This is a genomic window from Psychrobacter sp. CX5 (genome assembly GCF_057621535.2).
This window is the reverse complement of record NZ_CM177735.1, coordinates 324,058-336,727: the sequence shown is the minus strand read 5'-3', so window position 1 is coordinate 336,727 and position 12,670 is coordinate 324,058. Positions and strand designations below refer to the sequence as shown.

General features: G+C 41.9%; 6 protein-coding genes and 1 CRISPR repeat array. Of the genes, 3 read left to right on the top strand and 3 right to left on the bottom strand.

Annotation, left to right across the window (positions count from 1 at the left end):
• Positions 1 to 1,529: 1,529 nt before the first annotated feature.
• Positions 1,530 to 2,999: a CRISPR direct-repeat array (repeat unit 28 nt; unit sequence TTTCTAAGTCACCTATGCGGTGAGTAAG).
• A gap of 577 nt (positions 3,000 to 3,576) precedes the next feature.
• The gene (locus AC21OG_RS01245) at positions 3,577 to 4,869 is read right to left on the bottom strand and encodes a BaiN/RdsA family NAD(P)/FAD-dependent oxidoreductase (protein WP_487377476.1); all 1,293 of its coding nucleotides are present in this window, start codon (positions 4,867 to 4,869) and stop codon (positions 3,577 to 3,579) included.
• Between the two features lie 586 nt (positions 4,870 to 5,455).
• Between AC21OG_RS01245 and acs the strand changes: the two genes are divergently transcribed.
• Positions 5,456 to 7,402 carry an acetate--CoA ligase gene (gene acs, locus AC21OG_RS01240; protein WP_487377475.1) on the top strand — a complete coding sequence of 649 codons (1,947 nt, stop codon included), beginning with the start codon at positions 5,456 to 5,458 and terminating at the stop codon, positions 7,400 to 7,402.
• Between the two features lie 430 nt (positions 7,403 to 7,832).
• Positions 7,833 to 9,074, top strand: a complete 1,242-nt coding sequence (locus AC21OG_RS01235; RefSeq protein WP_487377473.1) for an NAD(P)/FAD-dependent oxidoreductase — start codon at positions 7,833 to 7,835, stop codon at positions 9,072 to 9,074.
• A 72-nt stretch (positions 9,075 to 9,146) separates the two neighbouring features.
• Here the strand turns inward: AC21OG_RS01235 and ribF are convergent, their stop codons facing one another.
• Positions 9,147 to 10,319 carry a bifunctional riboflavin kinase/FMN adenylyltransferase gene (gene ribF, locus AC21OG_RS01230; protein ID WP_487377471.1) on the bottom strand — a complete coding sequence of 391 codons (1,173 nt, stop codon included), beginning with the start codon at positions 10,317 to 10,319 and terminating at the stop codon, positions 9,147 to 9,149.
• A gap of 228 nt (positions 10,320 to 10,547) precedes the next feature.
• Between ribF and AC21OG_RS01225 the strand changes: the two genes are divergently transcribed.
• Positions 10,548 to 11,144: a GNAT family N-acetyltransferase gene (locus AC21OG_RS01225; RefSeq protein ID WP_487377470.1), complete on the top strand. Its 597-nt coding sequence runs from the start codon at positions 10,548 to 10,550 to the stop codon at positions 11,142 to 11,144.
• A 124-nt stretch (positions 11,145 to 11,268) separates the two neighbouring features.
• Here the strand turns inward: AC21OG_RS01225 and AC21OG_RS01220 are convergent, their stop codons facing one another.
• Positions 11,269 to 12,561, bottom strand: coding sequence for a cation:proton antiporter (locus AC21OG_RS01220; RefSeq protein WP_487377468.1), 1,293 nt, complete (start codon positions 12,559 to 12,561; stop codon positions 11,269 to 11,271).
• Positions 12,562 to 12,670 lie beyond the last annotated feature (109 nt).

Here is a 12,670-nt window from a genome sequence, read left to right as displayed (position 1 = left end):
AGAAAGAATTCATAGATATATGAAGATGACTATACAAAATAATATAGTTAAAGACTATACTTTCGATAAAATTATCTTCGAGTTTCGTCCTTTGTTAATATAGGATTTTATTTATTAAGTTTAAATAAATTAAAAAGCCCCCGAAAGGGGCATTTTTGTAGATTAGTGCTTATAGTTATTGGCTTTATTTCACCATTTCACCTCAACGCAAGATACTATAATTACATTCTTATCACTTGGATTTCCATTCTTAACCATAGATTTAGCTTCGGCGGCGCTATGAGCTTTTACCTTTCGTGAAGTCTTAGCGGATGAGTTTGGTTTTTTGAACGTTACTTTGTAGAGAGTTTTGTTTGACATATTAAACCTTTGAATGATCTATAAATTAATAGTGAGTAAATGTGAAATAGTATAAAGTTAAGTATAAATGAAAAGGTCCAGAAGCTATAATTATATCTCTAGTAAAAGTAGCTAGTGCAATTAATGCTAAAGAATGTTGAGATTATGGAACAAAATTATGTAATTAAAGTAAATATGATATATTTAGTTTGAAGTTAAGAGTTACTTTGATCTTTTGTTAGCTTGTTAGCTTGTTAGCTTGTTAGTCATTTCGTCTAGTTTTGCTAGAATGGCTTTACAAAGGATGAATTAATGAATATTGAACAAAGACTTACTTAACGCCTGCGACAACTTTTCTTTTAAAGAATAGGCCTATTCAAAATCTTCGATATCCTACCCAACTGATATTTAGTTGCCTTTAGGTCACCTATGCGGTGAGTAAGTGTTGCAACCTCGTGAGTTGTTTAGAGCCCAGTTTCTAAGTCACCTGTGAGGTGATATATCTTTTAAAACTCATTACGTAAGTATAACTTTTAGAAAAGTATTTTTTTCGAACCCAACAAAGCAGTGCTTTGTTATAAGGGTTCGCACCTATTAAGGGATTTTCTCATGCGAGCCTAAAATTGCAGTGCAATTTTTTAACGGCTCTCATAAATCACCTGTGCGGTGAGTAAGTCTAGCTTGCCCAGTGCGTATAGCGTAGCCTTTTTCTAAGTCACCTGTGCGGTGAGTAAGTTTAGTCATAAGAGTTCTCTTTTATTTATTTTTTCTAAGTCACCTGTGCGGTGAGTAAGCACATTATGTGCCCTCTGAGCATCAGATAGGATTTCTAAGTCACCTGTGCGGTGAGTAAGATTCACCATCACTTATCATCTTATAAATTTGTTTTCTAAGTCACCTATGCGGTGAGTAAGCGGCGAACAAGGCGCCACCGGTACGAGTGACGTTTCTAAGTCACCTATGCGGTGAGTAAGATGGCGTTTATCACACAGTTGAGCGATTTCGCTTTCTAAGTCACCTATGCGGTGAGTAAGTCGAACGCAGCTCATCATATCGCTATGCGACATTTCTAAGTCACCTATGCGGTGATATATCTTTTAAAACTCATCACGTAAGTATAACTTTTAGAAAATCCCCTTTAAGGGATTTTCTCTTGCGAGCCTAAAATTGCAGTGCAATTTTTTAACGGCTCTCATAAGTCACCTATGCGGTGAGTAAGCAGCGCCCTACTGACAAGTTAACTCGCTTTATTTTCTAAGTCACCTATGCGGTGAGTAAGCTTATTTCGGACATTAAAAAACCGCCTTATTTTTTCTAAGTCACCTATGCGGTGAGTAAGTGGCGGTTTAATCAGCGGTGATAACTTTGGCATTTCTAAGTCACCTATGCGGTGAGTAAGGACCTAACACATACTAACTTTACATCGCTTTGTTTCTAAGTCACCTATGCGGTGAGTAAGTTGATTAAGTCAATATGCGTCTTAACTTCGTTTTTCTAAGTCACCTATGCGGTGAGTAAGGCTACAAACTTTAAGATAATCGAAAGCAAAGGTTTCTAAGTCACCTATGCGGTGAGTAAGAACGGGTCCGAACGGCTATGAAGAAACATCAATTTCTAAGTCACCTATGCGGTGAGTAAGAACCAACCTCAACCGCAACAGCAGTCACAATCATTTCTAAGTCACCTATGCGGTGAGTAAGTAAAAATAGCACCTCGGACGCTTTGGCTTTTTTTTCTAAGTCACCTATGCGGTGAGTAAGTTATTTGAAGGGTTTGGATACCCAACAAATCATTTCTAAGTCACCTATGCGGTGAGTAAGTCGAGAGTAGCGAGCTTAAAAAACAGATCATTTTTCTAAGTCACCTATGCGGTGAGTAAGAGAGAAGAGATAAACGCACCGATTGGCGATAATTTCTAAGACACCTATGCGGTGAGTAAGTTCTGACGCATAATCAATATGAGTTTGCTTTTTTTCTAAGTCACCTATGCGGTGAGTAAGTATAAAAAAGGGCCTAAAGGCTGGCTGAGAATTTTCTAAGTCACCTATGCGGTGAGTAAGGTCAAGCGCCGTTTGCACATCAGGATTAGCTATTTCTAAGTCACCTATGCGGTGAGTAAGAACCGTCAAATGAGTAAAACCTTTAGGTGTAATTTCTAAGTCACCTATGCGGTGAGTAAGGAGCACCACCCCACACGCAAAAAAATAGGCAATTTCTAAGTCACCTATGCGGTGAGTAAGTTGTTGCGTAGGCATTGGCTAATTAATTCGTCTTTCTAAGTCACCTATGCGGTGAGTAAGGATGAGTCAGAGCCTGAAACCGAGGATAGCGATTTCTAAGTCACCTATGCGGTGAGTAAGACTGCGTCTCATGTGATTGATGCCATTTAATTTTTCTAAGTCACCTATGCGGTGAGTAAGTGTGACGCCGCTCAAACCTTGCGGGTATCCCCTTTCTAAGTCACCTATGCGGTGAGTAAGTTGCCGCGCCAGCCACCGGCGGCTTTTAGTGGTTTCTAAGTCACCTATGCGGTGAGTAAGGCGTTAAATGCGACAACCACAGGTATAGAGTGTTTCTAAGTCACCTATGCGGTGAGTAAGGAAGTAGCAGAGGGTGTTAATTCGGCTCTACATTTCTAAGTCACCTATGCGGTGAGTAAGAGGAATTAATCCTTGAACAATTCAATTATAGCAAAGCCTAGAGGGCAAAAACCCAATTTTTACCCTCTATTTTAGGCCTGTTATAACCCATTGATTTTAAACTAAGTTTTTAAATAGCAAGAAAAAAGGGTTTTTATCCCAAATTTTTGATCTTTATTATTGATTCATTGAATGAAACTGAGCCGTTAGTGATTAGCTTCAAGTTTTAGAGTACGGTTAGATAACCTAATTCAAATCACGATAAATACTAGCAAGAATCCGATGTGACCGCTAGCCCTGATAGTAGCGGTATCCTGTCGTAGATAATGGCGTTGCGGACTGTGGCTAGAGGAGGTGTCGAGGCAACAGCAACTCATCTAGACACGTTAGTACGCACGCCATTAGCAAGGCAGATACAAGCGCAGAGCAGGATTAGCTTCCATTTTAATATCGTGAAAACTTTGAAAACATAGAAAGTTGGAATGATAGATAAGTTAAGTGTTGCGCTGATTATATCAGTCAAAATCCGTGGGTTTTATTTCATTGCACCCACGCTACACGTTGAGCATACTATAATGTAGGTTTGACGATTTCTTCGCTAAACCACCTCACCACATGCCTTACCACTGGCCCAAGCCCATTGAAAGTTATATCCACCCAGCCAGCCAGTGACGTCCAATACTTCGCCAATAAAGTATAAGTTCGGCTGAAGCTTGCTCTCAAAAGTCTTAGAAGACACCTCGTCAGTATTGACGCCACCACGGGTCACTTCTGCGGTGCGATAGCCTTCTGTGCCTGAGGGTTTGATCGTCCAGTTGTTGATTTTATCGCCAATGTCTTCTAACGTTTCATCTTTAATATTGGCAATTTCTTTGTCTTTGACGTCAGGCCAATGCAAGTCTTGTAATGCCATCAGTAGTTTCTTAGGGAAGTGCTCGGCTAAGGCACTGCGAATCAGCTGTTTGGGATGGGTAGATTTGGCTTCAATCAATAAGGCTCTGACATCAATATTGGGTAACAAATTAATGTGAATGGATTCGCCCACTTCCCAATAGTTTGATAGTTGTAACATCGCAGGCCCAGACAGCCCTCTATGTGTAAATAGCATAGGGCGTGGGAAGGCAATGCGCTCATTAAATGCCACCACATCTAAGCTAATACCAGATAGAGACGCAATTGTTTCGCCAATTTTTCCGGTAAAGGTAAAGGGCACTAAGCCTGCCGAAGTGGATAAGATATTATGCCCAAACTGAGTGGCAACCTCATAGCCAAATCCTGTGGCGCCCATCGTTGGAATGGACAATCCACCAGTGGCAATAACCAAAGAGGCACAGTGGATGGCTCCTTTTGAGGTTTCAACGAGAAAGCCTTGTCCTTGTGACGTCTCGTTTTGTTTTATAGGCTTGATAGCGGTGACGGTGGTTTTTAATTGCACTTTAGCCCCAGCTTGGGTGCACTCGTCCAGTAGCATATTTAAGATGTCTTTTGAGGAGTCGTCGCAAAACAGTTGTCCATGCTCGCGCTCGTGATAGGGGATGCCATGTTTTTCGACTAAGCCAATAAATTCCCACGGGTTGTATCGTGTTAGGGCAGATTTACAAAAATGAGCGTTGCTTCCGATAAAGTGTTCTGGCTCGACCACGTAATTGGTGAAGTTACAGCGTCCTCCGCCTGACATGAGTATTTTCTTTCCCGCTTTATTGGCATGGTCAATGACCATAACCGAGCGTCCGCGCTGACCTGCAGTAAAGGCGCAGTATAGCCCTGATGCGCCAGCCCCTATGATGAGGACATCTACGACGGTGGTTGTCGGTTGAGTGTTGGTACTGGTATTACGAGTTGTTTTCTGGCTATGTTTGGGAGCGTCTACGATAGTTTGGCTTGAGTTCATGAATTTGTCTTTTTTATAAAGTAAGGAGACTGTTTTAATAACGTGCTATGTTTAATAAGATTTCTAAAAGCGATGACAAATAGTGATAACCATACAAAGGCTATAAAAACCATAAACAATATAGGCAGTTAGAAAAAAATAACAGTTTACAACGGTAGCAAAATCTAGTAAAACTAGAAGGTACTAAAGTCACAGGGATAGGGCTTGGACAATTTAAATGGATGAAGGCGGTCAACGATACTTAAGCGCCTCCTTCAAGACCTTCAAGTTATTCTATTATCATAGACCTTATCAAACCCTCCCCAGACTGACTACAACGAACGCTTAACCCTTTTCTAATAAAAGCCTATTCTTGGTAGACTCGGTCAGGCGCATTAAACTTATTATTTGTCGCGTTTGATTTTTTACGTTTGGACTTGTCTTCTTTCACAGGTTAATTTGTAGATTGGGTGTTAGATCCGTCAGCAAAGATGATGAAACCTTTGCTATGGATCGCATTTTATCATGATAACACCGACACATTTTACACGGTGTTATGAAAGTTGCGTTATTTGAAATAATCGTTAATTAAAAAGGATTTTATAATATGAATAAATTTCCAGCTAGTGCTGAGTTTGCTGCTCAAGCCAATATCACCCCTGAAAAATATGCCGAGACCTATCAACAGTCCATAGAGTCGCCAGAAAGTAATGAAGCTTTTTGGGCGAAGCGGGCTGAGCTGGTTGATTGGATAAAAAAACCAACGAAGATCAAAGATGTTAATTTTGACTTAGAGGATTTCAGGATTAAATGGTATGAGGATGGGGTGCTGAATGTGTCGGTCAACTGTATCGACCGTCATTTAGCGGATAATCCTTACAAGCCCGCCATTATCTGGGAAGGGGATCATCCCTCACTGCATAAGATTATTTCATTTAAAGAGCTGCATTCTGAAGTGTGCCGATTGGGTAATGCCATGCGCAAAATGGGCGTTGGCAAGGGTGATAGAGTTGTTATCTATTTGCCAATGGTGCCAGAGGCGGTGGTATCGATGCTGGCGTGTGCGCGTATTGGTGCTATTCATACCGTTGTGTTTGGCGGCTTTTCCGCTGAAAGCTTAGCAAGCCGTATTATTGATAGTCAAGCTAAGCTTGTGATTACTGCCGATGAAGGCACACGCGGGGGTAAGCATACGCCACTAAAGACCAATGTGGACAAGGCTTTGGATGTGGATGGTACAGAGTGCATCGAAAAAGTCATCGTGGTACACCGCACGGGTAATTCAGTGCCTATGAGTGGACGCCGTGACGTCTGGTATCATACGGTGATTGATAATGCCAAAGAGGAATGCGAGCCTGAGCCAATGAACGCGGAAGATCCGCTGTTCTTATTGTATACCTCAGGGTCAACGGGTAAACCGAAAGGCGTGGTTCATACCACGGGTGGCTACCTGACGTATGCGCTGTCTACCTTTAGAGATGTGTTTGATATCAAAGAGGACGATGTGTTCTGGTGTACGGCAGATGTCGGCTGGATTACAGGGCACAGTTATGTCACGTATGGTCCGCTCGCAAATGGGACGACGACGGTTATGTTTGAAGGGGTGCCACAGTATCCGACGTGGGCGCGTATTGGGCAAATTATTGACAAGCATGATGTCAGTATCTTATATACGGCGCCGACCGCTATCCGGGCAATGATGAAGGAGGGCGATGCCTATGTCCGTGAATCAGACCGCTCAAGTTTACGTCTGCTAGGCTCGGTGGGAGAGCCCATTAACCCTGAAGCATGGGACTGGTATCATAGCGTCGTCGGTGAAGGTCGCTGTCCTATTGTGGATACGTGGTGGCAGACTGAAACAGGGGGGGTGTTAATGGCGCCTATTCCTAATTCGGTGGATATGAAGCCGGGCGCTGCGATGAATCCGCTATATGGTATTAAGCCTGCGGTCGTTAATGCAGAGGGTGTGGAAGTAGAAGGCTCTGGTGAGGGTAACTTAATTATTACCGACGGTTGGCCAGGTCAGATGCGGACCATCTATGGCGATCATAAACGCTTCTTAGAGACGTATTATAGTGCCTATCCAGGAAACTACTTTACGGGTGATGGGGTACTGCGTGATGAAGAGGGGCACTATTGGATTACGGGACGTGTTGATGATGTTCTTAACGTGTCAGGTCACCGCCTCGGTACCGCAGAAATTGAAAGTGCCTTAGTGTCGCATCCTGCTGCTGCCGAAACGGCCATTGTGGGTATGCCGCATGATCTTAAAGGTCAAGGTGTCTGTGCTTATATTGTCTTAAAACATGGCGAAGAGGACTCCGAGAGACTGCGTAGTGAGCTCAATCGCCATGTCCGTACTGAGATCGGCCCTATCGCAAACCTCGATGTGATATATATTGTTGACGCCCTACCAAAAACGCGCTCGGGTAAAATTATGCGCCGTATATTACGTAAACTGGCGACTGGCGAGTTTGAAGGTCTAGGAGACCTATCAACTTTGGCAGAAGCGAGTGTCGTTGAAGACTTAATTAATACGGTGAAATCCGCCTAAATCAGTTTAAACGTTAACGTATAGTCAAAGAAGTCTAAAATGGTTACGAGGCAACCGAGTGCAAGTACTACTGAAGTAGGCTTAACGAGGTTAACACTGTAACCGTTTAGTAGTTCGCTGACTATATATTAAAAACCATCGTCTACTCTAGCTAGGCGGTGGTTTTTTTTATAAATATAGTCAAAGAATTTTAAGGTATAGTCATAGTCAGATATTTGAGATACAAGGCAACCGAGTGCAAGTACTACTGAAGTAGGCATAACAAGTTAACGCCGTGACTCTTTATAAGTTCGCCAACTATACTGTTTTATTACAGTTTAAACGTTATGCATGACGCTTTTGTTTGCTATTCTTAGGGGTTATTTTTATACGCTCATATAATTATTATATTACCCCTAACCAGTACCTACACTGAACGACGACATTCATTATGACGATAACCTCACAAGACACCTCCATGATATACATACCAACATCAAATGATAGTGAAAATAATTCGACCCCAATTCAGATTGCTATTATTGGTGGTGGGCTGACGGGTTTAATGACGGCTCATCTATTGGAGCAGGCGTATCATCAAGCAGCGCAACCTATTCAAATTACAATCTTTGAAAAATCGGCTGGTGTAGGGCGTTTAGCGACTCGTTATAAAAAGCCAGATAGAATCAACCCTGAAATTAACAGTAAAGCTGAGGATACCCGTCAATGGCAGTTTGACTTTGGGGCACAGTTTTTTACTGCTAAAAGCCAAGCTTTTCAGTCTTATCTGTCTTACTGGCTAGAAGAGGGTGTGATTGAACCTTGGTTGGCGAACACCGCAGAAGTTAGCACACTGGATATTTCTCATTTAAATCCAACGGGTCAATGGCATGCTGATCAACCGCGCTATATTGGTAGCCCAAAGATGACCAGCTTTGGCCGCGCTATTGCCAGTCAATTAAAGCTCACCACTATTCACTATAAAACCAGAATAGCGCCTTTATCTGATGAACTATTAGCAAATTTGGCAAATGAGTGTATACAGGATGAAAGGGTGTCTGATAGATCTTATCAAGCACCAGCCACTCAGCTTGTAGATGATCAAGGCAATGGTCTAGGTCGTTATGATTGGCTAATATGTACGGCGCCTCAAGGCCAAGCCATTGAGCTATTTGAAGCGACAACGTTTGAGCACAATCAAGCCATGCGTCACCCTCAAATGTTGGCCTGCTATACGCTGATGTTGGGCTGGCTTGACGGTACTGAGGTGCCGCAAGCGTTAATAAATCCACAGTGGGATGTACTTGAAATCACAGATGATAGATTAGCTTTAGGTCGTGTGTTTATTGAGCATCATAAGCCTAACCGTACAGATATTTTGCCCAGTGTGACGATACATGCTAATAATGAGTGGGCTGAGGCGCATGTTGATGACGATATTGAGCAGGTGCAAAGAGAGTTGTTAAGAGAGGCCAAGCAGGTTTTTGGTTGGGATGATTCGTCGGCTCCTGAACACATAGATTGTCACCGTTGGCGCTATGCGGCGACCACACCTCAGCAGAGCAATACAGACTTGGTTTATTATGATGAAAAAAAACAGTGGATAGTAACGGGCGACTGGTGTGATGAAGGTCGTATTGAAAGTTGTTTTAAAGCGGCTAGTAGGGTCGTTGACTTAATTAAAGGCGAGTAGGTGTAAAATTCCCCTGATAAAAAGCAGTGCTTCTTACCTATTGAAAACTGGGGATTTTAACTTTTTCTATATTTAAGATTGTGCACTTTTACGCCAGGCGACTAAATCTATCACATCTTGCTGGATACCCGCTTTTAGCGCCTCAAGTCCGTCATATTTACGCTCTTCATGCAGATAGTGTAAAAATCTAACCTCTAACGTTTTTCCGTATAAGTTGCCTGAAAATTCCGGGAAAAATACCTCAAGTCGCCAATCATTTGGCTTGTCAACAGAAGGGCGTATGCCAATGTTGGCGGTGCCAAACAAGCTATGAGGTCGTAGACCCTCAATACCAGTTTGATGAGAGTTTGCTATATTTTTAAAAGCATCGCTTACCACCTTACCTGTATCATCCAAGACAACGACATCAACACCAAAAACCCCACGTAACGCAGGACGTAGACGGTTTAACTCAATATTGGCAGTTGGGAAGTCTAACGTACGACCTATTTTATCGCCGCTAACGACTTTGCCAATAATACTGTATGCGCGATTGAGTAACTGATTGGCAGTGTTTAAATCGCCTTTGTATAGCAGCTTACGAATTCTAGTCGAGCTGATACGATTATCTTCAGGGGCATAAGACTCTGTGGAGGCTTTGTCTTTATTAATATCAGTATCTTTATTATTTTGGCTATCTTCAATATTTTTGGTTTCTTTATTTAGGGCCTCAATATTTAGGGCATCAGTATTTAGTCCATCACTTTGGCTATCAGTAATGGTTTGCAGATTGGTCACTGGTAAGCCATAGTGACGCAAGAACTCACTATCACCGGTTCTATCATGGCCAAATTTAAAGTCATCCCCCAGTACTAAGGCCGTGACATTTAATTTATGGGTTAATATATCGGCAAACTCTGTCGCTGATAGAGAGCGGAATGTCTCATTAAACTGAGCGATGACGACAGTATCAATGCCAAACTGTGTCAACAAAGCAAGTTTTTCATATTGAGAGGTTAGCCGCGCAGGTGCCGACTGCGGGTCACCTTTTAGTTTAGCAAAATACTCACGGGGTTGTGGTTCAAATATCATCACCATTGTCGCAAGATTGTGCTTTTTCGCCGTCGTTTTTAGCTGCTCAAGCATCGCTTGATGACCGAGGTGAACACCGTCAAAATTACCAATAGTCAGCACACTGGCTTTTGGCAAGTTATCGCCACCAATAAGAGAGTCAATTTGGTCTAAGTCTAAAAAAATTGTATTCATAAAGCCTTATCGATTAACACAATGAGTATACTTTAACCCAGTGTATGAAGTTCAGAATAATAAATGTTGTGCCAATATATATCAAAAAAATAGGTCACATTATAATGTAAAATCTAACATAACGCTGTTGAAAACAACGCTAAAACGCTACTCAAAATAATGAAACTATTTATATCAGCCTGTTAGATGACCCTGTTTTATAACCTTAACTTTTAAAGACTAATGCTTATGTCTAATAACTCTAAAAGTTCTAAAAACTGTATAAGTTATAATAATGAGCCGCCGATCATATTATCAAAACAACACGATAAAAAAGGTGACTCGTTTACTATTTCACTTGCTGCGGCGACTGATTTACCGCAAATTGTGGATATTTATAACCAAAGTATCCTCACCAAACAATCAACCGCCGATCTTGAACCTATCACCGTGGCAGACAGACAAGTGTGGTTTGATGAGCATCGGTTACGTCCTGAGCGTCCGCTTTATGTTATCAAAAACGTACAGGGTGACGTACTGGCTTGGGGCAGCTTTAGTGATGTCAAAAGCCGCCCTGCCTATCGCATTAGTAGTGAAATTAGTATCTACGTGAGCAATCAATACCACCGCCGTGGTCTGGCTAGTTTGTTATTGCAGTGGATGCTATCGCAAGCGCCTAGTCTTGGTATTGAGCAGGTGCTTGCCCTAATATTTGCTCATAATACTAGTAGTATAGCCCTGTTCACTAAGTTTGGCTTTGAACACTGGGGCATATTGCCTAAAGTCTGTAATATGGGAGATTTTTTGGCAGATGTGACCATCATGGGCAAGTCTGTGGTTCGTTAAGAGCCTCATGCTCGTTATAATCTCAGATCATAACCTTCTATACGCTTAGTTTACTATAGTCTTAAAAGTATCTTTTGATTATAAAATCCTGAGAGTATTAAAAGCTAGTCTTTTAAAGCGCTTACTATTTGAGCACTTTAGTTTTTCGCTGTGTCGGTAGGTTTCGAGCCACTTTTCCTATGCTAAGCCCTTGTACTAAGATTGAGAAGATAACCACCGCATACGTTAAGGCTAGTAGGACATCTCTTTCAGGACCACTTGGCAACTGTAGAACCAAAGCAACCGAAATTCCGCCACGGAGACCGCCCCAGGTTAGCACTTTCCAAGCACCAACAGGAAGATCGAGCTGTTTTCTCAAGCTTTTTGTGGTTAAGCCAACCACCACAAAGCGAGCCCCCAAGGCGATGATAATGGCTAATATTGCCGCGACAAATATATTGAAAGAGTAGGCGATAATAACGACTTCTAAGCCAATTAACACAAATAGAATGGCGTTCAATATCTCGTCAATTAATTCCCAAAATAGATCGACATAATGACGTGTTTCATCACTCATGGCGTACGTACGTCCATGATTACCTAGCATTAGACCCATCATAACCATGGCTAAAGGTCCTGATAGATGGAAATGACTGGCCAATGCATAGCCTCCTAGCACGCCTGCTAAGGTCAGTAGCACTTCTTCTTGATAGCTATCAATACTTTTGAGTAAATAGTATAAAATGCCACCTAAGATTAAACCAAATAAAATGCCGCCACCCGCTTCAATAGCCAGAGTATGGACTACATAAGACACAGTGGGGATATCACCACTGGCCAAAATGCCTAGTAATAGCACAAATATCACCACGCCAATACCATCATTAAATAACGATTCACCAGCGATGACCGTCTCTAAACTTTTAGGTGCGCCAGCAGATGCCAATATTCCCATCACCGCTATAGGGTCTGTGGGAGAAATCAATGCGCCAAATAGTAAGCACCAAATAAAGCCCAACTCAAATCCAAGGAGTGGCATTATAAAATATACAGCAACCGCAATTAAAAAAGAGGAGACGATCGTACCAATACAGGCCAATACGCCAATAGGCAATTTATAGGTGCGTAAGTCAGTAATATTAACATGCAGGGCACCTGCAAATAACAACATGGACAGCATGCCATCTAGCAGAACTTCAGTAAAGTCTAATTCAGCCAATAAACCTTTTTCATAATCTATCAACTCGTCAAAGCCAAGCAATCCTAGAAATATTGCCGCGATTGACACGACTAAGGAGATAACCATCACCCCAATAGTGGTCGGTAGACCAATAAAGCGCTGATTGATATAAGCGAGTAAGGCGGTAATACTTAAAAATATTGCACTTATTTCTAATATGGTTAGTCCTGCAGCATGCTCCATGATGTCTATTCTCATCCTAAGTATTTTATTGAGTTGATGTGTTTACTGAGTTGTATAGTCAGCGAACTACTAAACGGTTACGGCGTTAACCTTGTTAAGCTTACTCCCGTATTACTTGCTACTT

Bases quoted from the DNA above. Each gene is read 5' to 3' on its own strand.
- AC21OG_RS01245 (WP_487377476.1), bottom strand. From the start codon at position 4,869: ATGAACTCAAGCCAAACTATCGTAGACGCTCCCAAACATAGCCAGAAA.
- acs (WP_487377475.1), top strand. From the start codon at position 5,456: ATGAATAAATTTCCAGCTAGTGCTGAGTTTGCTGCTCAAGCCAATATC.
- AC21OG_RS01235 (WP_487377473.1), top strand. From the start codon at position 7,833: ATGACGATAACCTCACAAGACACCTCCATGATATACATACCAACATCA.
- ribF (WP_487377471.1), bottom strand. From the start codon at position 10,319: ATGAATACAATTTTTTTAGACTTAGACCAAATTGACTCTCTTATTGGT.
- AC21OG_RS01225 (WP_487377470.1), top strand. From the start codon at position 10,548: ATGTCTAATAACTCTAAAAGTTCTAAAAACTGTATAAGTTATAATAAT.
- AC21OG_RS01220 (WP_487377468.1), bottom strand. From the start codon at position 12,561: ATGAGAATAGACATCATGGAGCATGCTGCAGGACTAACCATATTAGAA.